Below are 25,304 nucleotides of genomic sequence, written 5' to 3'. Positions count from 1 at the left end.
CGGCGAGCCGATCGCCGGTGGAGCGACCGGGTTTGCGCCGCGCCCGCCCTCAGGGCCGGCGCGGTCTCGCGCTGATCGCTGGGCAAGGGCGATCGCGCGATCGGCGCGGTCGTCATGGCGCACGGCCGACCGCCCCTCCTGCCCGCATGCCGCGTCGGCGCGTGCCCGACGCAGGCCATGCGGCGCGACCGAGCCGTCGCTTCAGCCGCGCCGCGCCGGCTTATTTCTGCAACTCGGGCGCTTTTGCCAGCGCTGTCTGGAGCTTGGCAACCGCATCGGCCGTCGCGAGCTGCCCGGCCAGGCCGAGGTTGTGCTTGAATTCGCTGAACTCCGCGTGGCCGGTGCCCGTCACGTCCTGGCTGACCACGGTCTGACCGCCCGGGTCAGCGACCGTGCAGGCGAGCGTGACCGAGAAATCCGTCGGCGGCCAGGTCACGAGGCTCGGTGACGACGACGACGTCTTGATCGTCGGCGTGATCACGTAATCCAGATGCTTGGCCTGAATCGTGGCCGCGTCCGGCGCGCTCTTGAGCTTGGTCACATTCTTGAACACGTGGCCGAGACCGACGTACAGCGGCAATTCGAGGTCGTGGTAGGGGTGATAGCTGACCTTGTCGCCGCCGCCGCCCGGCGTGATCGCTTCCATCGCCAGCTGCTCATCGGTGATGACGAGCCCGATGGTCTTGTCGAGCGGCTGGGTCGACAGCGCCGGAATCTTGCTCGTGTCGCCGGTCAGCGAAATTTCATGCGCGCAGCCGGCCAGTGCCGCGACCATGCTCGCGGCCGCGACGATTCGAATCAATGTCATTGTTTTCAGGTCTCGTTGAGTGTGGTGGTTTGATGCTGGGTGGAACGGGCGATTTATTGAATCGCCTCGAGGAAGGCCGGATCGGCATAAAGTTCGCCGAGCAGCTTTTGCACGGCGAGCGGATATTCTTCACGCGCCTTGGGCACGGCGATCATGGCCGCGAACGACGAATCCCATTTCGTGCGCGCGGACTTGATTTGGTCGTAGCGCACCGCGCCCGATCGCATCACGATGAAACATGCCGACAATCTCGCGGCGCCGTTGGCGAGACCGACGTCGATGTCGTTTTCCAACAGAGTCGCCTTGATCTCGACATCGCTCTGCGGCGAAAGCTTGCCGGCCATCTGCAATTCCTTCGTCATCGCATCGGCGAGATAGGCGCCGAATGAATCGCCGATCGGCGACTGCATCAGGTTCGCGCGCAACGGCACCGGATAGGGATTCCTGGTATCCGCATGCGATTCGAATGCGCCGACTTTCGCCTGCGCGCCCGTGGCGTTCTTGAGCGATTGAATGTTGTCGACTGCGGGGGAGTAGGGCGGAGCGACCATGGAACAGGCGCTCAGGAACACGATCGGCGCAAGCAGGCCGACTGCGCGAATGACGCTGGGCATCGTTGTTTTACCTCGTGACTGTTGAAGTCTGCGGACAGGGAGGTCCGGACGGCCAGGCCGCCCGGTGCGCGATCAGTGGAATACGCGCATGCGTCTTTCAAATATCTTTCTGTCTGAAGGATTTGACCCTGCTCAGGGATATCGGCGTGAAAGGACGAATCTTGAATCGCGTGTAAACAATGGCTTGGATTGTTGGCTGGGCGGCTTTTCTGAGGCGAATCAGCCCGGATGTCGAATCGGCGCGAATCACGATCCATTCGAATGATGCGCGTCGCATTGCCGGGAAACGCGTGATGACTCTCCGGGATGGTCCGCCGGATTAAGCGGGCGAGGCGCGATTTGAACGCGCTTTGGCCCGGAAGTGAAAACCATGCTCCCGATACCGTGGGAATGCCGCCTGTCCCGATAACCGCAATGGCAGCGCGTGCGACGAGATCTGCCCGGTCGATTGCCGAATCATCGACACGCGCGGCGTCGGGGCGCGGACGTGCCGGCGCAAGCGGTCCCGGCCCTGCCATCCCGTCCGGATGCTATCCTCTCGTCCGATTCAAAACCCACTACCGCGCCGCCGGCGCAAGATTGCCTCATGACCCGACTGATCAAGCGCGCCTCCGCCGAGGCGCGCGCATTCAAACGCGGCAAGCCGTCCGCCTACAACGGCTCCGTGAAACTCCAGCCGTCGCGCGCGAAGCGCCGCGCCGACCACGACGAGCAGGACGACCATCCGGTGCTCGACGCGCCGCGCAAGCCGCGCTTCGCGCCCGTCACGTTCTCCGAGGAACGCGGCGTGCGCTACCTGCACTTCGGCACCGAGTGGGTGCAGGGGGCGATGCGGATCTCGAAGCCGCTCCACATCGAGCTTGAATACGCGCAGCAGATGATGGCGTGGCTGCTGTTCCTCGAAACGCCCGAACGCGTGGTCCAGCTCGGGCTCGGCACCGGTGCGCTGACCAAGTTCGCGCATCGCTTCCTGCCGCGCGCGAAGGTCGAGGCGGTCGAGCTGAATCCGGCCGTGATCGTCGCCGCGCACACCATGTTCGAATTGCCGCCCGACGACGCGCGCCTCACGGTGCGCGAAGCCGATGCGTGGGACTTCGTCAACGATCCCGCCCAGCGCGGCACGATCGGCGCGCTGCAGATCGACCTGTACGACGCGACCGCGCGCGGCCCGGTGCTCGACAGCGTCGCGTTCTACCGCGCGGTGCGAGGCTGCCTCGCCGAGGCGGGCATGGCCACCATCAACCTGTTCGGCGACCACCCGAGCTTCGTGCGCAACATGAAGCACCTGAACGCGGCGTTCGACGGCCGCGTGATCGCGCTGCCCGAGGTGCACGACGGCAACCGCATCGCGCTCGCGTTCTCGGGCCCGGCGCTCGAGGTGAGCTTCGCGCAGCTTGACGCGCGCGCCACGCTGATCGAGGCCGAGCTGAAGCTGCCCGCGCGCCGCTGGGTGAAAGCATTGAAAGCCTCGCTCGACACCCGCGCGGACGTCTTCACGATCTGACGACGCCCGCTTCGGGTTCGCCCCTGTTTGACCGCTTCCCCCCGGCTCTTATACTGAAAAAGGCGCCGGGGGGCTGCCGCACGCTCCGTGCCGTGTCTCCCCGCGCATCACCGCACCCGTCCACAACATCAAGAACCGGGAATGATGAGGAGACGTCATGGCTCACGATGCCGACGCCAATCGGGCCGCCAAGCGCTGGCTCTGGCTGCTGGTCCTGCCGTTGATCGCGATGGTCTGGGTGCCGTCGTACAGCCGGATCGAACCGCAATGGTTCGGTTTTCCGTTCTTCTACTGGTACCAGCTGTCGTGGGTGTTCATTAGCGCGGTCATCACCGCGCTCGTCTACTTCAAGACCAAGAACTGCTGGAAGGCGGGCGGTACGCCGGGAGGCCGCTCATGAACCTCGCCGCGACCTGCGTATTCGTGCTGCTGTTCGTCGGCGTGACGATCATGGGCTTCCTGGCCGCGCACTGGCGGCGCGGCGATCTCGCGCATCTCGACGAATGGGGGCTCGGCGGCCGCCGCTTCGGCACGGTCGTCACCTGGTTCCTGCTCGGCGGCGATCTCTATACCGCCTATACCTTCGTCGCGGTGCCCGCGCTCGTGTTCGGCGCCGGCGCGATGGGCTTCTTCGCGCTGCCCTACACGATCCTCATCTATCCGTTCGCGTTCATGGTGTTCCCGAAGCTGTGGAGCATCGCGAAACGCCACGGCTACGTGACCTCGGCGGACTTCGTCAGCGCCCGCTACGGCAGCCGCGCGCTGGCGCTCGCGGTCGCGGTGACGGGCATCGTCGCGACGATGCCGTACATCGCGCTGCAACTGGTGGGCATCGAGGTCGTGATCGGCGGCCTCGGCTTCGATACGCGCGGCTTCGCGGGCGATCTGCCGCTCATCATCGCGTTCGCGATCCTGGCCGCCTACACCTATACCTCGGGCCTGCGCGCGCCGGCGATGATCGCGATCGTCAAGGACATCCTGATCTACATCACGATCGCGGCCGCGATCATCGTGATTCCCGCGCAGCTCGGCGGCTTCGGCCACATCTTCGGCGCGGTGCCGCCCGCCAAGCTGCTGCTCAAGGCGCCCGACGCGGCGAGCCTGAACGGCTACAGCGCCTACGCGACGCTCGCGATCGGCTCGGCGCTCGCGCTGTTCCTGTACCCGCACTCGGTGACGGCGATCCTGTCGTCGTCGTCGGGCAACACGATCCGCCGCAACATGGCGATGCTGCCCGCGTACTCGTTCGTGCTCGGGCTGCTGGCGCTGCTCGGCTACATGGCGCTCGCGTCCGGGGTCAAGGACATGCCGGAGTTCGCGCCGTACTTCCAGGCCTACGGCGCGAATTTCGCGGTGCCCGCGCTGTTCCTGCATTTCTTCCCGTCGTGGTTCGTCGGCGTCGCGTTCGCGGCGATCGGGATCGGCGCGCTGGTGCCGGCGGCGATCATGTCGATCGCCGCCGCGAACCTGTACACGCGCAACATCCACCGCGAGTTCATCAATCGCAACATGACGCACGAGCAGGAAACCCAGGTCGCGAAACTGGTGTCGCTGATCGTGAAGGTCGGCGCGGTCGTGTTCATCCTCGGGCTGCCGCTCACCTATGCGATCCAGCTGCAGCTGCTGGGCGGGATCTGGATCATCCAGACGCTGCCCGCGATCGTGCTCGGCCTCTATACGCGCGCGCTCGACTATCGCGGGCTGCTCGCCGGCTGGGCGGCGGGCATCGTGTGCGGCACCTGGATGGCGATCTCGCTGAAGCTCGCCGGTTCGATCTTCACGATCCATCTGTTCGGTTATGCGATTCCGGGCTACGCGGCGATCTGGTCGCTGATCGTGAATCTCGTGGTGTCGATCGCGGTCAGCGTGCTGGTGCGCGTGCTCGGCATGCGGCACGCGGAGGACCGCACCCGTCCCGAGGACTATCTCGACGTGGTCGAAGGCTGATCCGCGCGGCCGTCGCGGACCCGTCCGCCACGTTGCGTGGCGGGCGTTTTTTACGGCCGGCGAGGTGCGGCCGGCGTGTCGCGCCGCGCGTCCTCACGCGTCCACGCGATCCTTCAAGTGATTCTATGGCGGCCTTCGCGGCCCGGAAATCGGTGAAAGACCGATTGGGTGCGCCGCAGCATTCCATTGAATAATGCGTCCCTTCCAGCCGAGGCTGGCCTTATTGAGTCGAACGAAACGAAGGGAGAGGGGCGATGAGGATCTGGATTCTGTGGTTGGGCGTGTGCTGCGTGCCGCTGGGCGGCTGTGTCGCGGCGTACTACCGGTGAGGCGCGCGCATGAGGAAGCTGCTGATGTGGTTGCCGCTCGTCGCGCTGCTGTTGTCCGGTTGCGTGAACCTGTACTACCGATGAGCGGGACGCGTGCGCGGCGCGCGCTGGGGTTCGCGGTCGCGCTCGCGAGCATGGCGGGGTGCGTGCAGGTATACGGCCCGGGCGCGGGGCCGGGGTCGCGCGGGCACGCGGGCGCGGCGACCCAGGCGGGCGAGGGCGGCGCGGCGGACCCGGCCGGCCGCTTCGTGATTGCAAACCGCAAGTACGACGAAGCATGGGACAAGGTGGGCCGGTTCTATGCGGACCACCGGTTCGCGGCACGCGTCAGCGATCGCGAGGCGGGGCTCGTCGCCGCGGCGTACGCCGATTATCCGAATGCGGGCAATTTCGTCGCGTGCGCGGATCTGCGCCAGACCTCGAACGTCACCTATACGCTGAAGGTGGTGACCCGGCTCGACGATGCCGGGCAGGGCGTCGCGGTCGCGCTCGACGTGACGGGCAGCGCGCGGGTGGAGTCCGCGGGCAGGCTCAAGGCGTCGCGCGTCGCGTGCCGCTCGAACGGCGCGCTCGAACAGGCGCTTGCCGAGGCGCTGCGCAAGTGAGGGCGGGCGGCGCGCCTGCGCCGCCCTGGCGAAGCGAACATCTAGCCGCGCATGGCGGGATCCTCGACGTTGATCATCCAGTGCACGCCGAAGCGATCCTTGAGCATGCCGAACCCGAGCGCCCAGAAGGTTTTCTGGAACGGCATGCCGACTTCGCCGCCGTTCGCGAGGAGTGCGTCGAACAGCTTCTGGCCTTCCTCGACGGTGGCGGGGTTGAGCGAGAGCGAATAGCCGTCGTGTCCACGCCCGGCGGCGTTGCAGTCGCCGTCCGAACACATCAGGACCGAGTCGCCGATCTGGAAGCTCGCATGCATGACCTTGTCGGCGAGCGCGGGGTCGGCCGGCCGGGCGGGATCGGGCGGGGCATCCTTGAAGCGCATCAGCAGATGCACTTTCGCGCCGAGCGCCTGCGTGTAGAAGGCGAGCGCTTCGTCGCTGCGTCCGTTGAAGATCAGGTACGGTTGGACTTGCATCATTGTCTCCTTGATATGGGCGGGCGCGGCCTCGGCCGGTTGCGCCCGTGCCGAGGATTCTAGTGCGTACGGCCTGCGAAAACGATGTCGGCGCGGTGACGCGGACGAAAAAAAGCCGCGGGTCCGACCCGCGGCTTTTGGGTGTCGGATCGCCGGCCCGGCGGCTCGACCTCGCGCTCAGCGCAGCGCGTCGATCATCTTCTCGAGCTTGACCGCGTCGGCCGAGAACAGGCGGATGCCTTCCGCGAGCTTCTCGGTGGCCATCGCGTCGTCGTTCAGCTGGAAGCGGAACGACGATTCGTCGATCGCGACGCGTTCGGCCTGGCCGTCGAGGCGCGCGTCCGGCGACAGCTTGCGGGTGACCGTGTCGTTGCTGTCCTGCAGCTTCTGCAGCAGGTCGGGGCTGATGGTGAGCAGGTCGCAGCCCGCCAGCTCGGTGATCTGGCTGACCGTGCGGAAGCTCGCGCCCATCACCTCGGTCGAGTAGCCGAAGGTTTTGTAGTACGTGTAGATGCGGCGCACCGACTGCACGCCCGGATCGTTCGCGCCGCCGTTCTTCACCTCGTCCCACTCGGCGCCCGCGCTTTTCTTGTACCAGTCGTAGATGCGGCCGACGAACGGCGAGATCAGCTGCGCGCCCGCTTCCGCGCAGGCGGCGGCCTGCACCAGCGAGAACAGCAGCGTCATGTTGCACTTGATGCCGTCCTTCTGCAGGACCTCGGCCGCGCGGATGCCTTCCCAGGTCGACGCGAGCTTGATCAGCACGCGCTCGCGGCCGATGCCCGCTGCTTCGTACAGCTTGATGATCTCGCGGCCCTTCGCGATCGAGCGCTCGGCGTCGAACGACAGGCGCGCGTCGACTTCGGTCGAGACGCGGCCCGGGATCAGCTTCAGGATCTCGCTGCCGAATGCGATCAGCAGGCGGTCGATGATGAAATCGCTCGGCTTGTCCGCGTGGTCGCGCACGGCTTTTTCGAGGATCGGCCGGTAGGCGTCCTTCTGGACCGCTTTCAGGATCAGCGACGGATTGGTGGTCGCGTCCCGCGGCTGGTATTGCGCGAGCTGCTGGAAATCACCGGTGTCGGCGACGACGGTCGTGTACTGCTTGAGCTGGTCGAGTGCGGTAGTCATGGCGAATCGTGATGAAGGCGCGGCGCGCCGGGTTCGACGAAGGCGCCGCGGCGTGCGGCGGCGAAGCAGGGCGGCGCGCGGGGCGCGGCCGCCGGAGCCTCTATTCTAGGCCGGATTGCCGGCCGCGGCGCGCGCGCGGCTCAGGCCGGCCGGCGCGCGTTCAGGAGCACCTGCGTGAGCACGCCCGCGACGAGCCCCCAGAACGCGGAGCCGATCGACAGCAGCGTGAGGCCGGACGCGGTCACCATGAAGGTGACGAGCGCCGCTTCGCGCTGGCGCGGCTCCTGCATCGCGTTCGTGAGGCCGCTCATGATCGAGCCGAACAGCGCGAGCGCCGCGACCGACACGACGAGGGCTTTCGGCAGCGCGGCGAACAGCGCCGCGATGGTGGCGCCGAACACGCCGGCGACAAGATAGAACAGGCCGCACCAGACCGCGGCCGTGTAGCGCTTGTCGCGCGCCTCATGCGCTTCCGGGCCGGTGCAGATCGCCGCCGTGATGGCCGCGAGATTGACGCCGTGCGAGCCGAACGGCGCGAGCGCGAGCGACGCGAGGCCGGTGGTCGCGATCAACGGGGACGACGGCGTGGCGTAGCCGTCCGCGCGCAGCACCGCGATGCCGGGCACGTTCTGCGAGGCCATCGCGACCACGAACAGCGGGATGCCGATGCTGACGACGGCCGAGAGCGAGAACGACGGCATCGTGAATACCGGTTGCGCGAGCGCGATATGGAAATGGCTGAAGTCGAGCAGGCCGAGCGCGCCCGCCGCGATACAGCCGGCGAGCAGGGTCGTGACGATCGCGTAGCGCGGCGCCGCGCGCTTCACGAGCAGGTAGACGAAGAACATCACGAGCACGAGCGCGGTCTGGAACTGCGCGGCGCGAAAGATCTCGATGCCGATCTCGAACAGGATCCCGGCGAGCAGCGCGGCGGCGATGCCGGCCGGAATCCGGCGCATCAGCGTGTCGAACAGCCCGCTCACGCCGACCGCGGTCAGCAGCAGCGCGCAGACGATGAACGCGCCGATCGCCTCCGCATACGGCACGCCCGGCAGCGATGCGACGAGGAGCGCCGCGCCCGGGGTCGACCACGCGACCACGATGGGCGCGCGAAACCGCAGCGACAGGCCGATCGTCGTCAGCGCCATGCCGATCGACAGCGCCCAGATCCACGACGAGATCTGCGCGTCGCTCAGGTGCGCGGCGCGGCCCGCCTGGAACATCAGCACGAGCGAACTGGTATAGCCCGTCATCATCGCGACGAAGCCCGCGACGAGCGCCGACAGCGACGTGTCCGCGAAAAAGCGCGGCGGCGCGGGGCGTGCGGCGGCGGCCGGCGACAGGTCGGGGGCGGGCGGTCGGGTCATGCGGGTGTCTCCGGTGCGGCGGGTGTCGTCGTCGTGCGAGGGCGCGGCGTTTATTTGCTGAGGACGCGCATCGCGGTTTCGAGGCCGGCGAGCGTGAGCGGATACATGCGCTGGCCGAGCACCTCGCGGATGACCGCGATCGATTGCCGGTACTCCCACAGCCGCTCGGGCTCGGGATTGAGCCACGCGAAATGCGGGAATTGGTCGGCGAGCCGGCGCAGCCAGACGGCGCCCGCCTCGGGATTGTTGTACTCGACGGAGCCGCCCGGCTGCAGCACCTCGTAGGGGCTCATGGTCGCATCGCCGACGAAGATCAGCTTGTAGTCGGGCGTGAACTTGTGGAGCACGTCCCAGGTCGGCGTGCGCTCGGTGTGGCGGCGGCGGTTGTGCTTCCACAGGTGGTCGTACACGCAGTTGTGGAAGTAGTAGAACTCGAGGTGCTTGAATTCGGCCTTGGCGGCCGAGAACAGCTCTTCGGTGCGCTTGATGTGATCGTCCATCGAGCCGCCCACGTCGAGCAGCATCAGCACTTTCACGTTGTTGTGCCGCTCGGGCACCATCCTGATGTCGAGCCAGCCCGCGTTGGCCGCGGTGCTGCGGATCGTGCCGGGCAGGTCGAGTTCTTCCGCCGCGCCTTCGCGCGCGAAGCGCCGCAGGCGGCGCAGCGCGACCTTGATGTTGCGGGTGCCCAGCTCCACGGCGTCGTCGTAGTCGCGATAGGCGCGCGCCTCCCAGACCTTGACCGCGGTGCGGTTGCCCGCCGACGGGCCGCCGATGCGGATGCCTTCCGGGTTGTAGCCGCCGTGCCCGAACGGCGAGGTGCCGCCCGTGCCGATCCACTTGTTGCCGCCCTCGTGGCGCTCCTTCTGCTCGTCGAACAGTTCCTTGAGGCGGTCCATCAGCTTGTCGAGGCCGCCGAGCGCCTCGATCTGGGCCTTCTCCTCGGGCGTCAGCTCGCGCTGCAGGCGCTTTTCCAGCCAGTCGAGCGGAATCTCGAAGGCGTCGGACGGCAGCGCCGACACGCCCTGGAAATACGCGCCGAACGCCTGGTCGAACTTGTCGAAATATTGCTCGTCCTTGACGAGGGTCAAGCGCGAGAGATAGTAGAACGCGTCGAGCGACGGCGGGATCACCTGCGCCTTCAGCGCTTCGAGCAGGGTCAGGTATTCCTTGACCGACACCGGCAGCTTGGCGGCGCGCAGCGAATAGAAGAAATCGATCAGCATGGACGGACCTCGGCGGGGCGCGCCTGCGCCCGCGCGACGGGGCGCGGCGGCGGGGCGGAAACGGGCGGGCGGCGCATCGGAGGCCTCGGCGCGCTAGCGGTTGTGGCGGTTCATGTAGACGAGCCGCTCGAACAGCGCGACGTCCTGTTCGTTCTTCAGCAGCGCGCCCGCGAGCGGCGGCACGATCTGCTTGTGGTCCTTCGAGCGCAGCGCGTCGGGCGGGATGTCCTCGGCGAGCAGCAGCTTGAGCCAGTCGAGCAGCTCGGAGGTCGACGGCTTCTTCTTGAGCCCGGCGACGCCGCGCAGTTCGTAGAAGCTCTCGAGCGCGGCGCGCAGCAACTCCTGCTTGATGCCAGGGTAGTGCACGTCGACGATGCGCTGCATGGTCGAGGCGTCGGGGAACTGGATGTAGTGGAAGAAGCAGCGGCGCAGGAACGCGTCGGGCAGCTCCTTCTCGTTGTTCGACGTGATGATCACGAGCGGACGATGCTTCGCGCGCACCAGCTCGCGGGTCTCGTACACGTGGAACTCCATGCGGTCGAGCTCGCGCAGCAGGTCGTTCGGAAACTCGATGTCGGCCTTGTCGATCTCGTCGATCAGCAGGACGCTCGGCGCTTCGGCCTCGAAGGCCTGCCACAGCACGCCCTTGACGATGTAGTTGGCGATGTCCTGCACGCGCGCGTCGCCGAGCTGGGAATCGCGCAGGCGCGACACCGCGTCGTATTCGTAGAGGCCCTGCTGCGCCTTGGTGGTCGACTTGATGTGCCATTGCAGGAGCGGCATGCCGAGCGCGGCCGCGACCTCCTCGGCCAGCATGGTCTTGCCGGTGCCGGGCTCGCCCTTGATCAGGAGCGGGCGCTGCAGCGTCAGCGCGGCGTTCACCGCGAGCTTGAGATCGTCGGTGGCGACGTAGTGCGGGGAGCCTTCGAAGCGCATGGCGGCGTGCTTCCTGCAAAAAAATCCCAGTATAAGTCAGGAAGGGTTGTCGGGTTCCCGCGCGGCTTGCTATCGTGGCGGACGGCGTCGGCGAGCCCGGAAGCCCGGGCGGGCCGCACCGGGGCCGCGTTGTGGACGCGTTCCCCGCCGACGCGGTACAATCTGCCCGTTTTTTTTGGCCTGCGTGGCATCCCTACAAGCAAAACGGCGCGGGCCGTTGCCGTTTTGGGCGCCAGTTTCCCCTCAAGCTAGGTTACAAGCTATGAACAAATTCGTCGGCAAACATGTCGTTGTCGCAGCGCTTGCGGCGCTCGCAGCCAGTGCGCAGGCGGCCGGTGTGGTCGGCAACCCGAAGGACGGGGCAGGCAAGGCCGCGATGTGCATCGGCTGCCACGGCATCGCCGGGTACCGCACGGCTTACCCGGAGGTCTACCGGGTGCCCATCCTCGGCGGCCAGAACCAGCAATACCTGGAAAACGCGCTGAAGGCCTACCGGAAGAAGGATCGCCATTTCCCGTCGATGAACGCGATCGCCGCATCGCTGACGGATCAGGACATCGCCGATCTCGCGGCCTATTACGCGGCGCAGAAGCCCGATTCGAAGAACAATCCCTACAAGTAAGCTCGCGCTTGCTTATCTGATCAGCGGGATAGGAGCATTCATGAAGAAGCCTCACACGGCATTCAAGACGGCGGCGGCGTTCGTGTTCGCGGCCGGCTTCGCGATCGGCGGCGCGCACGCGGCCGATGTCACGAAGGGCAAGGAACTCGTCGAGTCGCACAACTGCGCGGCCTGCCACGGCGCCAAGCTCGACAGCCCGATCAACGCGGAATACCCGCGCCTCGCCAATCAGCACGCGGACTACATGGTCTGGGCGATGCGCCAGTACCAGATGGGCCTGTCGAACCCGCTGCTCGGCCGCAACAACGCGATCATGCAGGCGCAGGTGCAGAGCCTGTCGATCAGCGACATGAAGGACATCGCGGCCTACATCGAGTCGCTGCAGGGCAGCCTGACCTTCAAGAAATAACGCGCGCGGCCCACGCCGGCCGCGCCGCTGCGCGCCCTCTACAGGGCACGCCATCGACCCCGCCGCGCGCGGGGTATTTTTTTGCCCGCGCGGCGGGCGCGCTTCAGTCGCGCGACGCGCGCTGCAGGATCCGCTGCAGGTAGGCGTCGGTGTCGGGCGGCGTGCCGGTGCGCTGCGCTTCCCAGATCGTCTCGCCGAGACATTCCATGATCGCGTGATGGGCGTCGTGCGCGGAGCCGAGCCGCGCCGCGAGCCGGTCGTGCGCGGCGCGGATCCCGGGCGGCTGGTCGATCGACAATTGCTCGCTGATCGCGAGATGCATCGACAGGTGCAGGAACGGATTCGTGCGGCCTTCCTCGGGCGCGTAGTCGTGTTGCGCGGCGGGGCCGTCGGCGGCCAGGTCGGCGTGGTATTCGGGGTGCGCGCCGATCCAGTCGGCGGCCATCGTTTCCAGCGGCGTGAGGATGCCGCCCGTGCGCTGCTTGTGCCAGGCGTCGATGAAGAAGCGACGGACTTCGTCGCGGCTCGGATTGAACATGATGTGGGGTGGCGATGCGTGGGCGCGGCGGGGTGCCGCGCGAACGCGCATTCTACGCCGCCCGGGGCCGCTTTGCCGGCGCGGGCCGCGCGCTCACTCGGCGGGCGCGGGCGTCTTCGGGCGGAACTCGCACAGCGGCTCGATCGCGCAGTGCCAGCACTCGGGGCGGCGCGCCTTGCACACGTAGCGGCCGTGCAGGATCAGCCAGTGGTGCGCGTCCTGGAGGAACTCGGCCGGCGTGAATTTCTCGAGCGCGGCCTCGACCGCGCGCACGTCCTTGCCGGGCGCGAGGCCCGTGCGGTTCGCCACCCGGAAGATGTGCGTGTCGACCGCGACGGTCGGGTGGCCGAACGCGGTGTTGAGCACCACGTTGGCGGTCTTGCGGCCGACGCCGGGCAGGCTCTCCAGCGCCTCGCGGTCGGCGGGCACCTCGCCGCCGAACCGGTCGAGCAGGATCCGGCAGGTCGCGATCACGTTTTTCGCCTTGGTCCGGTACAGGCCGATCGTCTTGATGTACTCGGCCACGCCTTCCTCGCCGAGCGCGGCAATTTGCCGCGGCGTGTTCGCGACCGGGAACATCTTGCGCATCGCCTTGTTGACCGAGACGTCGGTCGCCTGCGCCGACAGCAGCACGGCGATCAGCAGCTCGAACGGCGTGGTGTATTCGAGTTCGGTGGTCGGGTTCGGGTTGAGGCTGCGCAGCGTCTCGTAGATCGCGCGCCGTTTGGATGCGTTCATGCGCTCAGGACTGGCCGGACGGTTTGGTGGGATCGGCTGGCTCGGGCTTGGCGTCGGCCGCCTCGGCGAGACGCCGGCGGCGTGCTTCGGCCGCGTCGATCTGCGCCTGCACGGCGGCGCTCACGCCCTCGGTGTTCTTCGGCGCGTCGCCCCGCGCGGCGAGTTCTTCCTTCTTCTTGCGCGCGCGTTCGAGCGCGGCGGCGATGATCGCGCGTTTCTTCGCTTCCGGATCGTCGGCGACGCCCGGCGTGGCGACGCCGCCCGACGTCGCCGGGATCGCGCCCGGCGCGGGCGCGGTGGGGGAGGCGGTTGCGGCCCCCGCGTGCGAGCGCCGCGCGGCCGCGCGGGCCTCGGCTGCCTCGCGTTCGCGCTGCTGGCGCGCGAGACGCGCGTCGTGGCGCGCGCGCGCGGCGTCGGCCTGCGGCTGAGTCCACGCGTCCCAGCCGGTCTGCGCGCCGGTGACGGGCACCATCGCGATGCAGTCGACCGGGCAGGGCGGCACGCACAGATCGCAGCCCGTGCACAGCGCGCTCAACACGGTATGCATTTGTTTCGGTGCGCCGACGATCGCATCGACGGGGCACGCTTGCATGCACAACGTACAGCCGATGCACAGCTGTTCGTCGATCACGGCGAGCGGCCGGGGGCGTTCGTCGCCGTTGACGGGATTGAGCGGAATCACGGGCTTGCCGAGCAGCGCCGCGAGGCGCGCGACGCCTTCGGCGCCGCCGGGCGGACACTGGTTGTAGCCGGCCGTGCCGGCGGCAATCGCTTCGGCGTACGGACGGCAGCCGTCGTAGCCGCACTTCGTGCATTGCGTCTGGGGCAGCAGATCTTCGATGCGATCCGCGAGGGTCTTGGAATCGGTCACGATGACAACGTGGGGCGGGCTCGCTTGCGCCGCGTGCGGACGGGCGAGTCGGTAGGGTTCGTCAAACCGGGATTATCGCCGATTTCCCGCATTGCGCTTGACAACGCATGTGCCATAATCGAAGCGCTTTTTTGCATGACCGCAGCAGGGCGCGCCTCAAGCGCGGTGCGCCCGTCCTCGCTGTCGGTGGCTGACGAAGCGCCGGCAGCGCCATCCGGATTACGCGGCTCACACAGCAAAACGCCACCATGAATCAGCCAAAAATCAAAAGAGATCCTGAAGGAACACGGCGTCGCATCCTGCTCGCGGCCGCCGACGAGTTCGCAAGCGGGGGGCTGTTTGGCGCGCGGGTCGACCAGATCGCACGGCGCGCCGAGACCAACGAGCGCATGCTCTATTACTACTTCGGCAGCAAGGAGCAACTGTTCACCGCCGTGCTCGAGCATGCGTTTTCCGCGCTGACCGAAGCCGAGCGCGTACTCGATCTCGACGGCGTCGCGCCGGTCGAAGCGGTCACGCGGCTCGCGCATTTCGTGTGGGACTACTACCGCGACCACCCCGAGCTGCTGCGCCTCCTCAACAACGAGAACCTGCACGAGGCGCGCTACATGCAGAAATCCACGCGCATTCGCGAAATGATGTCGCCGATCGTCGCGATGCTCGGCGGCGTGCTCACGCGCGGCCAGAAGGCGGGCTTGTTTCGCACGGACATCGATCCGCTGCGCTTCTACGTCACGCTGTCGGGCCTCGGCTACTACATCGTGTCGAACCGCTTCACGCTGGCCGCGACGCTCGGCCGCGACTTCAGCACGCCCGACGAGCGTGCCGAGATGGTCAAGCTCAACACCGAGGTCCTGCTCGCGTATCTGTTGCGGCGCTGAGCCCGGCGCGGCGCGCGGCGGCTCAGCGCGCGCCGCTCAGGCGGCGGCCTTGCGGGGGCGCGCCGCCTTCGTGCCGGCGGCCGCGCGTTTCGCGGCGGGCAGCCGGGAGGAGCCGGCCGCTTTCGCGGCTGCGCGCCCTGCCTCGGCGGCGGCGGCGCGTGCGGCCGGCGACGGACGGGTGGCGTCCGTCGGTTCCGGCGCATGTTCGCGGATGAATTCGCGCAGCTGCGGATAGATGATGGTGCGCCAGCGGCGCCCGGAGAAAATCCCGTAGTGTCCGCATTTCTCGGCGGTCAGGCTGCGCCGGTGCGCCTCCGGAATGCCCGTGCACAGCTCGTGCGCGACGTGGGTCTGGCCGCTGCCCGAGATGTCGTCGAGTTCGCCCTCGATCGTCATCAGCGCGGTGTCGCGGATGTCCTGCGGGTTCACGCGCTCGCCGTTCACGTCCCAGGTGCCCTCGGCCAGCCGGAACTCCTGGAACACCACGCGGATCGTGTCCAGATAGTATTCGGCCGCCATGTCGAGCACGGCGTTGTACTCGTCGTAGAAGCGGCGGTGCGCGTCGGCGTCGTCCTCGTCGCCGCGCAGCAGGCTCTGATAGAAATCCCAGTGCGATTGCGCGTGGCGCTCCGGATTCATCGCGACGAAGCCCGTGTGCTGCAGGAAGCCCGGATACACCTTGCGGCCTTCGCCCGGGTAGTTCGCGGGCACCGTGTGGATCACGTTGTTCTCGAACCACGAGTGCGAGCGGTTGGTCGCGAGCGAGTTCACCGAGGTCGGGCTCTTGCGCGCGTCGATCGGGCCGCCCATCATCGTCATCGTGAGCGGGGTGTCCTCGCCGCGGCTCGCCAGCAGCGAGATCGCCGCGAGCACCGGCACCGTGGGCTGGCATACCGAGATCACGTGCAGGTTGCGCGCGCCGATGTGGCGGATGAAGTCCTGGATGTAGTCGACGTAGTCGTCCAGGTGGAACGGGCCGGTCTCGACCGGCACCATGCGCGCGTCGATCCAGTCGGTGATGTAGACCTTGTGGTCCTGCAGCAGCGTGCGCACGGTGTCGCGCAGCAGGGTGGCGTGGTGGCCGGACAGCGGCGCGCACACGAGCACCACCGGCTCGTCCTTCAACTGCTCGACCGCCTCGCTGTCGTCGGCGAAGCGCTTGAAACGCAGCAGCCGGCAAAACGGCTTCTCCAGGATCGTCTGCTCGACGATCGGGATGTTGTGCCCGTCCTTGACGATCTGGTGGAGCCCGAATTCCGGCTTCTCGTAGTCCTTGCCGAGCCGGTACATCAGCTCGTATGCCGCCGACAGCCGCGTCGCGCCGGGCACCAGCGACAGCGGGCTCAACGGATTGGCGAATGACTTGGAGGCGGCCTGGGCCCAGGCGGTGAGCGGGCTCAACATGGCCCGCTGGAATTCATGCAGTTGGTAGAGCATGCAGGCTCCCGGGGGGAGACGGTGCGCGAACGCTTGCCGTGTGGATCAGCAATCGAGCCGGTCAGATACGAACGGACGATCAGTCGATTCTGATCATATCGAACTCTGTATCTTGCCGCAATGCAGCATCACCCGGATATACCCGCGTGGGGCCTGGATCTGAACTTGTCTTACATTTGTCGTCAACATGTGGCTAACGTGTTGCGAAAAACGGCTTGGTGCGCCGCCGCGCTCAGCGGCCCGCGGCCTCGATCGGGGCGGGCTGGCCGGCCGCGCGCGCCATTTCGTCCTCGTGATGCATCAGGTTCAGCGCGGTATGGACGAGCGCGACGTGCGAGAACGCCTGCGGGAAATTCCCGACCAGCCGCCGGGCGACCGGGTCGTATTCCTCGGCGAGCAGCCCGAGGTCGTTCGACAGGGACAGCAGGCGGCTGAACAGCCGGTGCGCGTCGTCGATCCGGCCGAGCAGCGCGAGGTTGTCGACGAGCCAGAAGCTGCACGCGAGGAAGGTGCCTTCGCCGGGCGGCAGGCCGTCGTCGTATTCGGACGTGTGATAGCGCAGCACGAGGCCGTCGTGCATCAGGCCGTTTTCGATCGCGGCGACCGTGCCGGTGACGCGCGGATCGGTCGGCGGCAGGAAGCCGACGAGCGGCAGCATCAGCACGCTCGCGTCCAGCTCGGGGCTGCCGTAGCTCTGCGTGAAGGCTTGCTGCGCGGCGTCCCATGCGTGTTCGCAGACGTCGGCATGGATCGCGTCGCGCAGCGCGCGCCAGTGATCGAGCGGCGCGGGCAGCCGGAACATTTCCGCCGACTTGATCGCGCGGTCGAACGCGACCCAGGCCATCACTTTCGAGAACGTGAAATGACGGCGGCCGCCGCGCGTTTCCCAGATGCCCTCGTCGGGCTCGCGCCAGATCTGTTCGAGGTGCTCGAGCAGCGCGCATTGCACCGACCAGACGGTGTCGTCCGCCTGCAGGCCGCCGACGCGCGCGAGATGCAGCGCCGCCATGACCTCGCCGAACACGTCGAGTTGCAGCTGGTTGGCGGCATTGTTGCCGATCCGCACCGGTTTCGAATCCTGGTAGCCGGGCAGCCAGCCGAGTTCGAGCTCCGGCAGGCGCCGTTCGCCGGCGATCCCGTACATGATCTGGATCTGTTCCGGCGAGCCCGCCATCACGCGGCCGAGCCAGGCGCGCCACGCGCGCGCCTCGTCGAAATAGCCGCCGCGCATCAGCGCGAGCAGCGTGATCGTCGCGTCGCGCAGCCAGCAGTAGCGGTAGTCCCAGTTGCGCGAGCCGCCGAGCTGCTCGGGCAGCGAGGTGGTGGGCGCGGCGACGATGCCGCCCGTCGGCTCGTAGGCGAGCGCCTTCAGCGTGATCAGCGAGCGCCGCACGGCGGCCGCGTAGCGGCCCTGCACCTCGCAGCGCCCCGACCATTCGAGCCAGTAGTTCTCGGTGCGCGCGAGCATCGACAGCGGTTCGCGCGCGGGCGGCAGCCGCAGGTGCGACGGCGCGTAAGCCAGCGAGAACGGCACGCGCTCGCCCGCGTACACGGTGAAATCGGCGACGGTGCGCAGGTTCTCGCCCGTGAGCGGCACCGGCGTGCGCAGCACCACGGTGTCGGGCCCCGCGATCGCCTTCATGCCGGCCTCGCGCGACAGCTGCGTGACCCACGGGATCGAGAACCCGTAGTCGAAGCGCAGCACCAGTTCCATGTGCATCTTCAGCGCGCCGTGCCGGCCGACCACGATCCGCACCAGTTCCGACCAGCCGTTGCCGGGCGGCATGAAGTCGATCACGGTGACCGCGCCGTCGGCGCTTTCGTAGTCGGTTTCGAGGATCAGCGTGTCGCCGCGATAGCGGCGCGTGCTGGCGGTGACCTGCGCGTCGTCGGCGGGCGCGAGCCGCCAGCGGCCGTGCTCGGGCGTGCCGACCAGCGCGGCGAAGCAGGCGCCGGAATCGAAACGGGGCCAGCAGAGCCAGTCGACGGAACCGTCTCGGGCGATCAGCGCGGCGGTGTGGCCGTCGCCGACGAGCGCGTAATCTTCGATGAGGGCGGGCATGGGCGGCGAATCTCCCTGTTCTGGTCGTTCACGATCTGGGCAGGCAGGCGGACGACTGTACGTGTGCCGGCGCGAGCCCCTATACTCGGACGGCGCGCCGCGGACGGCCCCGGAGCGGCCCGCGCGTCGTCACATCACAACACTAGAGACAGTTCGATGCAAGGAGGTTCCATGTCCGACTGTTCCCGCGCGCCGCTCATGCGCGTTTTCCCGTTCAATTTCTCGCACTGGATGAAAGGTTTCGCGCTCGCGCTGTCCCTGTCCGCCGCGCCCGCGTTCGCGCAGGACGCCGGCGCCGCGCCCGTCGACGGCCTCTACAACCTCCTCGTCGGCACCTACACCGACGGCGGCAGCGACGGCATCTACGTGTATCGCTTCGATACCCGCACGGGCGACGTGACGCCGGTGTCGTCCGCGAAGACCGTGAACCCGTCGTTCCTGATCGCGAGCCGCGACGGCCGCCACGTGTACGCGGTCAACGAGCTGCCCGGCGACAACGGTCCCGCGAACCAGCGCGGCGGCATCAGCGCGTTCGACTTCGACGCGAGGACGGGTGTGCTCACGTTCGTGAACCGGGTGTCGTCGGAAGGGAACGATCCGTGCTACCTGAGCCTGTCGCCGGATGGCAGGTATCTCGTGACTGCGAATTATTCGGTGGCGTCGGATCCGGGCGGCAGCTTCTCGGTGTTTCCGCTCGACGGCAACGGTTCGGTCGGCAGCGCGGTGCTGAACGTGCACCACGAGGGCACGGGGCCGGTGAAGGGCCGCCAGGACGGCGCGCACGTGCATTCGACGGTGTTCTCGCCCGACGGCCGCTACCTGTTCGTGCAGGACCTCGGCGCGGACAAGATCTTCGGCTACCGCTACGCGCCGGACGGCAGCCGCGGGCTGCTCGGCCCGACCGACGGCCGCTACACGCTCGGGCGGCCCGGCTCCGGCCCGCGCCACATGGTGTTCGCGGCGAACGGCCGCTATGCCTACGTGACCAGCGAGCTGGACGCGACGGTCGACGTCTATGCGTATCACGACGGCCGGCTCGAACGGCTCGAGACGGTGCGCATGAGCGAGCCCGGCTTCAAGGGCCGGGTCGGCGGCTCGGCGGTGCATCTGTCGCCTGACGGCCGCTTCCTGTACGCGAGCAATCGCGGCGACGCGAACGAGATCGTGACCTACGCGGTCGACGCGGCCAACGGCCGGCTCAAGCTGGTCGGCCGCCAGTCGAGCCTCGGCAAGACCCCGCGCGAGTTCGCGATCGATCCGACCGGCAAGTGGCTGATCGTCGGCAACCAGGACAGCGACAGCGTGTTCGTGTTCCGGCGCGACCCGGCGACCGGGCGGCTCGACCCCGATGCGCGCCGCCTCGCGGTCGGCAAGCCGGTCGACTTCACGCTGGTGCCGGCGTCGTAAAACCGGGCCGGCGATAAAAAAAGCGACGCCGAGGCGTCGCTTTTTCTTTGGGGCCGGGCGGGGGTCAGTCCGGCAGCGGCGGCGCGAGCACCTCGCGGCTGCCGTTGATGCCCATCGGCGACACCAGGCCGGCCGCCTCCATCTGCTCGACGAGGCGGGCCGCGCGGTTGTAGCCGATGCGCAGCTGGCGCTGCACCGACGAGATCGAGGCGCGTCGCGTGCGCACCACGAACGCGACGGCTTCGTCGTAGAGCGGGTCGGCCTCCGCGTCCGGGGCCTCGCCGAACAGGTCCTGGGCGGCGCCCTCGGAGGCCGGGCCGTCGAGGATGCCTTCCTCGTACTGCGGCTCGCCGAACTGCTTCAGGTACTCGACGATCCGGTGCACTTCCTCGTCGGCGACGAACGCGCCGTGCACGCGCTGCGGGTAGCCGGTGCCGGGCGGCAGGAACAGCATGTCGCCCTGGCCGAGCAGCGACTCGGCGCCCATCTGATCGAGAATCGTGCGCGAGTCGATCTTCGACGAGACCTGGAACGCGACCCGCGTCGGGATGTTCGCCTTGATGAGGCCCGTGATCACGTCGACCGACGGGCGCTGGGTGGCGAGGATCAGGTGGATGCCGGCCGCGCGCGCCTTCTGCGCGAGGCGGGCGATCAGCTCCTCGATCTTCTTGCCGGCGACCATCATCAGGTCGGCCAGCTCGTCGATCACGACCACGATCAGGGGCAGCGTCGACAGGGGCTCGGGCGCGTCGGGCGTCAGCGAGAACGGGTTGCCGATCTTCTTTTCCTTGGCCTCGGCGTCGCGGATCTTCTGGTTGAAACCCGCGAGATTGCGCACGCCGACGGCCGACATCAGCCGATAGCGCTTCTCCATCTCGCCGACGCACCAGTTGAGCGCGTTCGCGGCGAGCTTCATGTCGGTGACGACCGGCGCGAGCAGATGCGGAATGCCTTCGTAGACCGACAGTTCGAGCATCTTCGGGTCGATCATGATGAGCCGCACGTCCTCGGGCGTCGCCTTGTAGAGCAGCGACACGATCATCGCGTTGATCGCGACCGACTTGCCCGAGCCGGTGGTGCCGGCCACCAGCATGTGCGGGGCCTTGGCGAGGTCGGTGACGACCGGGTTGCCGACGATGTCCTTGCCCATCGCGAGCGTGAGCTGCGACGCCGAGTGCTCGTACTGGCGCGATGCGAGGATTTCCGACAGGCGGATCGTCTGGCGCTTGGCGTTCGGCAGTTCGAGGCCCATGCAGGTCTTGCCGGGGATGGTCTCGACCACGCGGATCGAGGTGAGGCCGAGACCGCGCGACAGGTCCTTCATCAGGCCGACGATCTGGCTGCCGCGCACGCCGAGCGCGGGCTCGATCTCGAAGCGCGTGATCACGGGGCCGGCCGACGCGCCGACCACCGTCACCGGCACCTTGAATTCCTGCAGTCGCTGCTCGATCACCTGGCCGGTCTGCGCGAGGGCTTCCTCGGAAATCGTCTCGACGTCGTCGGAGGCGGGTTCGAGCAGGTCGATCGTCGGCAGTTCGACCAGCGAGGCGGCGGGCGCGCGGAATTCGAACGCGTTCGGGCCCGGCGGGCGCGCGGGCGGGGCGTCGGCGGCGGGGGGCGCGGCGGCGTCCGGGAGCGGGGCGGCCGCGGCCGGCGCGAACGGGGCCGGCGGGGGCGCCTGGATTGGGGTGCTGTGGGCGTTGGCGGTCGCGGTCGCCAGATAAGGGGCGGGTGCGATTGCAGCGAGCGCGCCCGCGAACGGGGCCGCCGCGGGTGGCGTGCCCGCGATCGCCGGCTGGGCGGTCGGTGCGGCTTGGGCCGGCAGTCCGGGGGGGGCCGACGCGGTCGGTGTCGGCGCGCCTGCCTGATGCGGGGCGGGCGCGGCCATGCCGGGCGCGTTCGAGAGCGAGGCCGCGGCGTACGATGCGCCCGCCGTCGTGGCCGGCGGTGCGCCCAACGGCGTATGCACCGGCAGGCTGAGGTGGCCGGAAGGCGCGGTTGCGGCAGGTGCGATCACCGTCTGAGCGACAGCAGCCGGCGCTGGGGCGCCGGCTGCGCCCGCCGGCGGGGGTGTCACGTAGCCCGCTGCCGACGGGTTCGGCGCGGCGTACGACGGCAGGCCGGAGCCGCTCGCGGGCGCCGTGACGGACGCAGGCGTCGGTTGATGGGCCGGCGCGGATGCCGAGGCGGCGCTGGTTGCGGCAGGCGACGCGGCGAGGCCAGGCGCAGGCGCGAGGGGCGTGGCCGGGGATGCGGCGGGCGTGGACGCTGTCGCGGCTCCCGACGGCGAAGGGAACGGCGCACCGGTCGGCGACGTTGCTGGCGCGTGCGTGCCCGCCATGCCGTGCGCAACAGGATTCGACGACGATCCCAGGGCCGCCGCGACACCGATCGCGGCGGGCTCTGCGCCGGTTCCCGCATATGTCGAGGTAACTGGCATGCGGGTAGCCGGCGCGGCTGCGGCGGGCGATGCAACAGGCGATGCAACAGGCGATGCAACAGGCGATGCAACAGGCGATGCAACAGGCGATGCAACAGGCGATGCAACAGGCGGCGCGATGTGAGCAGTCGCTTGCGTGGCCGCGTGCGCGGCAGGCGATGCCGATGCGACAGGCAGCGCTGCGTCGGCGCGGAGCGGGGCGGACGAAGTCAGTGGTGCGTGCGCCGGCGGACGAGCATCGGCTGCCGCCGTGGCGGAGGCCGCGGCGAAAGACGATGAACCGCTGACCGAAGGCGTGCTCGACGCCGATTGCGTTGCCGGGTCGGGTTGCCGCGTGCTGTCGCTTGCAAACCTCGGCGCGCCGGAGGCGGCGGGCGCAGGCTGCGCGGCCACGGAGCCCGCGGCCGGTGCGGGCGAAGCGCCGGGTTGCGCTGTCGGCACGGCGCCGCTTGCGTGGAGCGCGGCGGCGGGCAGGGCCGCGGCGACACCGAACGCAGTCATCGCGGGCCCGGCGGTCGCGGAAGCGCTCACCGGCTTCGCGTCAGGCGCGCCGCTGGCGAGGTACCGAGGCGCGGGGTTCGCGTCCGGCGACGGCGCGGCCTGCGCGGCGGGCGGGGGCGCGACCGAACCGGTGGCTCTGACGCTGTCCATGCGCCCCGTCGGCGCAGCAGCCTGTCCCGTCACCGAGGACGATGGCCGCGTTTCGCTCCGGCTCGGGGTCGAGGTGCTGAGCGTCTGATCGGACTTGAGGGGCGCATTCCCATTGGGCTCGTCTTCCCAGGGAGCGAGCGGGGCCGGGGCCGAAACGGGCTCGATCTGGTCCGCGTGCGTCAGCGCATCGCTCGCGCGAGACGCCTCCCGCGAGGCGAGCGGCGACTGGATCGCCCGGACGGCTGGCGTGGCATCGGCGGTCTCCGCGTCGGTCTTCACAGCATCGGCGGGCGCTGCGTGGTGTGGCGCGTGGGCGTCGGCGTGGCCGGTCGTCCCGACCCGGCCTTCGTCGCTGCCGGTCGTCACGGGCGCTGCCGGAGCGTGGCCGTCTGCGTCGATCGGCGTCCCGCGTTCCTGTCCGTGGGAGATGCCCGACACGTCGTTTGACGGCGGCGTGGCCCGAACGGCGTCGGCATTGACCAGGGGCGAAACCCCGGGCGCCGGTTGATCGAACACGAACGAGAGGTCGATGACCTCGGATGCATCGGGCAGATCGGTCGCGCCGGGGCCGGCCTCGACCGTATCGGGAGCGAGATCCGGTGCGGCGGAGTCGACGCTTGTCGACGCATGATCATCGGTCGTGCCGATGAGGGAATGGGTCGTGCCGTCGACGGCGCCGACGGTTGCGGCGTGGCCGCCATCCGTCGCCGACCCGGCCTCGGCCGTGCCGGCCGCTGCATCTGCGTGGAGCCAGCCGGATGCGACGTTCGCCGCGCCAGCCTCCAGGCTCGCGGCGGCTGCGTCTCCGGCGGCGTGGTCGATCGTCTGCGCATCGGCATGTGCATCGGTAGCGGACGCAAGCGCTTCACCCGAGCCCGTCGCGCCGTGCTCGAACGGATCGAGGCTTACCGCGCCTGCCGCGTGCGGGCCCGTGGCGATTGCCGTCGCCGGAGCGGCCGCTGTCGTGGCCGCGAGGCCGCCCGCCGCGCCCGACGCTGCGCCGGCCGCGCCCGCGAGCGCGGCCCATTGCGCGGTGCTTGCCTCGATCGAGCGCAGCGTTTCGTGCACGCTCGGCGCCGGCGCAATCTTCTGCGCGGGCTTTTCCGCCCACGCGTAGAGCGGCGCGCGCGCCGGCGTGAGCGCGGGGCGCTTGCGCGCCGCATCGGACGCGGCTGCCGTGACGGGTGGGGGCGTGCGCATCGGGAGCACCGGCTGCGCGGCGGCGGCCTTGCGGATCGGCGGATTCGCGGCGGCGACCGAACGCAGCGCGGCCGGTTGCAGCGGGCGCTGCTGCAGGGTCGCGGCGCCGGCGTTCGACACCGGTGCCGCGGGGGCTGCGGGCGGCGCGCGCCGAACCGGCGCGACGTCCGTCGCAGGGCGCGCGCGTTCGCCGACAGCCGGCGCGAGCGGGGTCGCGGGCCGCATGGCCGGCCGCGCCGGCGTGACGGCCGGGCCGCGCGGCGTCACCGCGCCGGCCGCCGGTGCACCCGAAGTCGAGATGCCCGCCGCCGGCCCGCCCGCCGTCGACGCGCGCGCCGGACCGACCGGCGTCGCCGCCCGCGTCGACACACCCGGCTTCAGCCAGCCGGCCGGCGCCACCGGCTCGTTGCGTTTTGCCTGCACGGGCGGCGCGCCGGCGCCCTGGCGGCCGCGCCGTTCGTCGCGCGACGCCTGCGTGGGACGCCACAGGGTCGGCCGCGCGTAGCGGCCATTCTGTTTCGGCGCCATCGAATTCACGGTATGCGCGCTCGTCGGCTGCACGTCGCCCGCGCGGCGCACGCGCCGGTCGTCGTCGCGATGCAGCGAGGCGCGCGGCAGGTCGGCCACGCCGCGCGGTTCGTCGTCGCCGCGCTGCGGCAGGCTGACGCCGAACGATGCGTCGAGCCAGGTATTCAGCTGTCGCCAGCCGATCCCGAGCAGCCAGGGCAGGCCGAGGAACAGCAGCACGACCATCGCGAGCGGCGTGCCGACGTGGCCGAGCACGCGCTCGAAGCCGCCCGCGAGCAGCTGGCCGAGCGCGTTGCTGGCGGCGTCGCCGCCCGGCAGCGCGGTGCCGAGCGTGCAACTCGCGATCATCACCGCGAAGAAACCCAGCCACAGCCGGATCGAACCGGAGCCCGCCAGACCGCCGCCGCCCGGCAGCATGGATTTGACGAGACGCCAGAAAAGAGGGATGAACCAGACGGCCGAGAAGCCGAACCAGCCTAGAACTACCGTATGCATGCTTGGAAACACAAAGAGGACGAGGGGCGCCGAGCGCGACCCGTCGAGTTTAACCGGCCCGCGACGCCGTGTCGGCAGGCGGGCC

Annotated in this window: 21 protein-coding genes; 8 read left to right on the top strand and 13 right to left on the bottom strand. The window is 69.0% G+C overall.

The genetic code is table 11. The annotated features are described in order from the left end of the window. Positions 1–220 precede the first annotated feature (220 nt). Positions 221–808 (bottom strand): hypothetical protein, encoded by a 588-nt coding sequence (locus AC1RQF_RS16730; protein WP_273998499.1) that lies wholly within the window; start codon positions 806–808, stop codon positions 221–223. A 53-nt stretch (positions 809–861) separates the two neighbouring features. Beyond that, positions 862–1,218, bottom strand: coding sequence for a hypothetical protein (locus AC1RQF_RS16725; protein ID WP_492872506.1), 357 nt, complete (start codon positions 1,216–1,218; stop codon positions 862–864). Between the two features lie 790 nt (positions 1,219–2,008). Here AC1RQF_RS16725 and AC1RQF_RS16720 point away from each other — a divergent pair. From AC1RQF_RS16720 to AC1RQF_RS16705, 4 genes are all read left to right on the top strand, one after another. Beyond that, positions 2,009–2,926: a class I SAM-dependent methyltransferase gene (locus AC1RQF_RS16720; RefSeq protein ID WP_492872505.1), complete on the top strand. Its 918-nt coding sequence runs from the start codon at positions 2,009–2,011 to the stop codon at positions 2,924–2,926. 157 nt (positions 2,927–3,083) lie between these two features. Then, the gene (locus AC1RQF_RS16715; protein WP_492872504.1) at positions 3,084–3,326 is read left to right on the top strand and encodes a DUF3311 domain-containing protein; all 243 of its coding nucleotides are present in this window, start codon (positions 3,084–3,086) and stop codon (positions 3,324–3,326) included. Continuing rightward, positions 3,323–4,873, top strand: a complete 1,551-nt coding sequence (gene mctP / locus AC1RQF_RS16710) for a monocarboxylate uptake permease MctP (RefSeq protein WP_273998494.1) — start codon at positions 3,323–3,325, stop codon at positions 4,871–4,873. The genes AC1RQF_RS16715 and mctP overlap by 4 nt, the downstream gene beginning before the upstream one ends. A gap of 409 nt (positions 4,874–5,282) precedes the next feature. Beyond that, positions 5,283–5,807 (top strand): hypothetical protein, encoded by a 525-nt coding sequence (locus AC1RQF_RS16705; protein WP_492872503.1) that lies wholly within the window; start codon positions 5,283–5,285, stop codon positions 5,805–5,807. 41 nt (positions 5,808–5,848) lie between these two features. Here AC1RQF_RS16705 and AC1RQF_RS16700 read toward each other — a convergent pair whose 3' ends face one another. From AC1RQF_RS16700 to AC1RQF_RS16680, 5 genes are all read right to left on the bottom strand, one after another. Next, positions 5,849–6,280 (bottom strand): VOC family protein, encoded by a 432-nt coding sequence (locus AC1RQF_RS16700; protein ID WP_273998492.1) that lies wholly within the window; start codon positions 6,278–6,280, stop codon positions 5,849–5,851. 177 nt (positions 6,281–6,457) lie between these two features. Further along, a complete protein-coding gene (tal, locus tag AC1RQF_RS16695) occupies positions 6,458–7,411 on the bottom strand; it encodes a transaldolase (protein WP_273998491.1) in 954 nt (317 codons plus the stop codon). A 140-nt stretch (positions 7,412–7,551) separates the two neighbouring features. Next, positions 7,552–8,778, bottom strand: a complete 1,227-nt coding sequence (locus AC1RQF_RS16690; protein ID WP_273998488.1) for a benzoate/H(+) symporter BenE family transporter — start codon at positions 8,776–8,778, stop codon at positions 7,552–7,554. 50 nt (positions 8,779–8,828) lie between these two features. Beyond that, entirely contained in the window at positions 8,829–10,004 is a 1,176-nt protein-coding gene (locus AC1RQF_RS16685; protein WP_492872502.1) for a vWA domain-containing protein, read from the bottom strand. 93 nt (positions 10,005–10,097) lie between these two features. Next, a complete protein-coding gene (locus tag AC1RQF_RS16680) occupies positions 10,098–10,940 on the bottom strand; it encodes an AAA family ATPase (RefSeq protein WP_273998485.1) in 843 nt (280 codons plus the stop codon). A gap of 262 nt (positions 10,941–11,202) precedes the next feature. Here AC1RQF_RS16680 and AC1RQF_RS16675 point away from each other — a divergent pair, with 262 nt between their 5' ends. Together AC1RQF_RS16675 and AC1RQF_RS16670 are read left to right on the top strand one after the other, a co-directional pair. Then, positions 11,203–11,562 (top strand): c-type cytochrome, encoded by a 360-nt coding sequence (locus AC1RQF_RS16675; RefSeq protein WP_273998484.1) that lies wholly within the window; start codon positions 11,203–11,205, stop codon positions 11,560–11,562. Positions 11,563–11,602: 40 nt separating this feature from the next. Next, the gene (locus AC1RQF_RS16670; protein ID WP_273998483.1) at positions 11,603–11,971 is read left to right on the top strand and encodes a c-type cytochrome; all 369 of its coding nucleotides are present in this window, start codon (positions 11,603–11,605) and stop codon (positions 11,969–11,971) included. A gap of 103 nt (positions 11,972–12,074) precedes the next feature. On the opposite strand, the gene AC1RQF_RS16665 is transcribed toward AC1RQF_RS16670, so the two are convergent. From AC1RQF_RS16665 to rsxB, 3 genes are all read right to left on the bottom strand, one after another. Next, positions 12,075–12,509: a DUF1841 family protein gene (locus AC1RQF_RS16665; protein ID WP_273998481.1), complete on the bottom strand. Its 435-nt coding sequence runs from the start codon at positions 12,507–12,509 to the stop codon at positions 12,075–12,077. Between the two features lie 93 nt (positions 12,510–12,602). Further along, a complete protein-coding gene (gene nth / locus AC1RQF_RS16660) occupies positions 12,603–13,247 on the bottom strand; it encodes an endonuclease III (RefSeq protein WP_273998480.1) in 645 nt (214 codons plus the stop codon). 4 nt (positions 13,248–13,251) lie between these two features. Then, positions 13,252–14,118, bottom strand: a complete 867-nt coding sequence (gene rsxB / locus AC1RQF_RS16655) for an electron transport complex subunit RsxB (RefSeq protein WP_492872501.1) — start codon at positions 14,116–14,118, stop codon at positions 13,252–13,254. A gap of 248 nt (positions 14,119–14,366) precedes the next feature. On the opposite strand from rsxB, the gene AC1RQF_RS16650 reads away from it, so the two are divergent. Next, entirely contained in the window at positions 14,367–14,999 is a 633-nt protein-coding gene (locus AC1RQF_RS16650) for a TetR family transcriptional regulator (RefSeq protein ID WP_252984145.1), read from the top strand. A 36-nt stretch (positions 15,000–15,035) separates the two neighbouring features. On the opposite strand, the gene AC1RQF_RS16645 is transcribed toward AC1RQF_RS16650, so the two are convergent. Together AC1RQF_RS16645 and AC1RQF_RS16640 are read right to left on the bottom strand one after the other, a co-directional pair. After that, on the bottom strand, positions 15,036–16,436 hold the full coding sequence (locus tag AC1RQF_RS16645) for a polyhydroxyalkanoate depolymerase (protein ID WP_273998477.1): 1,401 nt from the start codon (positions 16,434–16,436) through the stop codon (positions 15,036–15,038). A 232-nt stretch (positions 16,437–16,668) separates the two neighbouring features. Then, a complete protein-coding gene (locus tag AC1RQF_RS16640) occupies positions 16,669–18,498 on the bottom strand; it encodes a glycoside hydrolase family 15 protein (protein ID WP_273998475.1) in 1,830 nt (609 codons plus the stop codon). Between the two features lie 231 nt (positions 18,499–18,729). Between AC1RQF_RS16640 and AC1RQF_RS16635 the strand changes: the two genes are divergently transcribed. Continuing rightward, positions 18,730–19,905, top strand: a complete 1,176-nt coding sequence (locus AC1RQF_RS16635) for a lactonase family protein (RefSeq protein ID WP_492872560.1) — start codon at positions 18,730–18,732, stop codon at positions 19,903–19,905. Positions 19,906–19,969: 64 nt separating this feature from the next. Here the strand turns inward: AC1RQF_RS16635 and AC1RQF_RS16630 are convergent, their stop codons facing one another. Continuing rightward, entirely contained in the window at positions 19,970–25,219 is a 5,250-nt protein-coding gene (locus AC1RQF_RS16630) for an FtsK/SpoIIIE family DNA translocase (protein WP_492872500.1), read from the bottom strand. Positions 25,220–25,304 lie beyond the last annotated feature (85 nt).

Source organism: Burkholderia sp. GW821-FHT14F03, assembly GCF_058803765.1.
Note: the sequence above shows the minus strand (reverse complement) of the source record. Positions and strands in the feature narration are given on the sequence as shown.

Excerpts from the sequence above, each read along its gene's own strand:
- AC1RQF_RS16670 (WP_273998483.1), top strand. The coding sequence starts at position 11,603 with ATGAAGAAGCCTCACACGGCATTCAAGACGGCGGCGGCGTTCGTGTTC.
- AC1RQF_RS16630 (WP_492872500.1), bottom strand. The coding sequence starts at position 25,219 with ATGCATACGGTAGTTCTAGGCTGGTTCGGCTTCTCGGCCGTCTGGTTC.
- AC1RQF_RS16705 (WP_492872503.1), top strand. The coding sequence starts at position 5,283 with ATGAGCGGGACGCGTGCGCGGCGCGCGCTGGGGTTCGCGGTCGCGCTC.
- AC1RQF_RS16665 (WP_273998481.1), bottom strand. The coding sequence starts at position 12,509 with ATGTTCAATCCGAGCCGCGACGAAGTCCGTCGCTTCTTCATCGACGCC.
- AC1RQF_RS16645 (WP_273998477.1), bottom strand. The coding sequence starts at position 16,436 with ATGCTCTACCAACTGCATGAATTCCAGCGGGCCATGTTGAGCCCGCTC.
- AC1RQF_RS16730 (WP_273998499.1), bottom strand. The coding sequence starts at position 808 with ATGACATTGATTCGAATCGTCGCGGCCGCGAGCATGGTCGCGGCACTG.
- AC1RQF_RS16635 (WP_492872560.1), top strand. The coding sequence starts at position 18,730 with ATGAAAGGTTTCGCGCTCGCGCTGTCCCTGTCCGCCGCGCCCGCGTTC.
- AC1RQF_RS16680 (WP_273998485.1), bottom strand. The coding sequence starts at position 10,940 with ATGCGCTTCGAAGGCTCCCCGCACTACGTCGCCACCGACGATCTCAAG.
- AC1RQF_RS16685 (WP_492872502.1), bottom strand. The coding sequence starts at position 10,004 with ATGCTGATCGATTTCTTCTATTCGCTGCGCGCCGCCAAGCTGCCGGTG.
- AC1RQF_RS16725 (WP_492872506.1), bottom strand. The coding sequence starts at position 1,218 with ATGCAGTCGCCGATCGGCGATTCATTCGGCGCCTATCTCGCCGATGCG.
- AC1RQF_RS16720 (WP_492872505.1), top strand. The coding sequence starts at position 2,009 with ATGACCCGACTGATCAAGCGCGCCTCCGCCGAGGCGCGCGCATTCAAA.
- AC1RQF_RS16700 (WP_273998492.1), bottom strand. The coding sequence starts at position 6,280 with ATGCAAGTCCAACCGTACCTGATCTTCAACGGACGCAGCGACGAAGCG.
- AC1RQF_RS16640 (WP_273998475.1), bottom strand. The coding sequence starts at position 18,498 with ATGCCCGCCCTCATCGAAGATTACGCGCTCGTCGGCGACGGCCACACC.
- AC1RQF_RS16690 (WP_273998488.1), bottom strand. The coding sequence starts at position 8,778 with ATGACCCGACCGCCCGCCCCCGACCTGTCGCCGGCCGCCGCCGCACGC.
- tal (WP_273998491.1), bottom strand. The coding sequence starts at position 7,411 with ATGACTACCGCACTCGACCAGCTCAAGCAGTACACGACCGTCGTCGCC.
- mctP (WP_273998494.1), top strand. The coding sequence starts at position 3,323 with ATGAACCTCGCCGCGACCTGCGTATTCGTGCTGCTGTTCGTCGGCGTG.
- nth (WP_273998480.1), bottom strand. The coding sequence starts at position 13,247 with ATGAACGCATCCAAACGGCGCGCGATCTACGAGACGCTGCGCAGCCTC.
- AC1RQF_RS16650 (WP_252984145.1), top strand. The coding sequence starts at position 14,367 with ATGAATCAGCCAAAAATCAAAAGAGATCCTGAAGGAACACGGCGTCGC.
- AC1RQF_RS16715 (WP_492872504.1), top strand. The coding sequence starts at position 3,084 with ATGGCTCACGATGCCGACGCCAATCGGGCCGCCAAGCGCTGGCTCTGG.
- AC1RQF_RS16675 (WP_273998484.1), top strand. The coding sequence starts at position 11,203 with ATGAACAAATTCGTCGGCAAACATGTCGTTGTCGCAGCGCTTGCGGCG.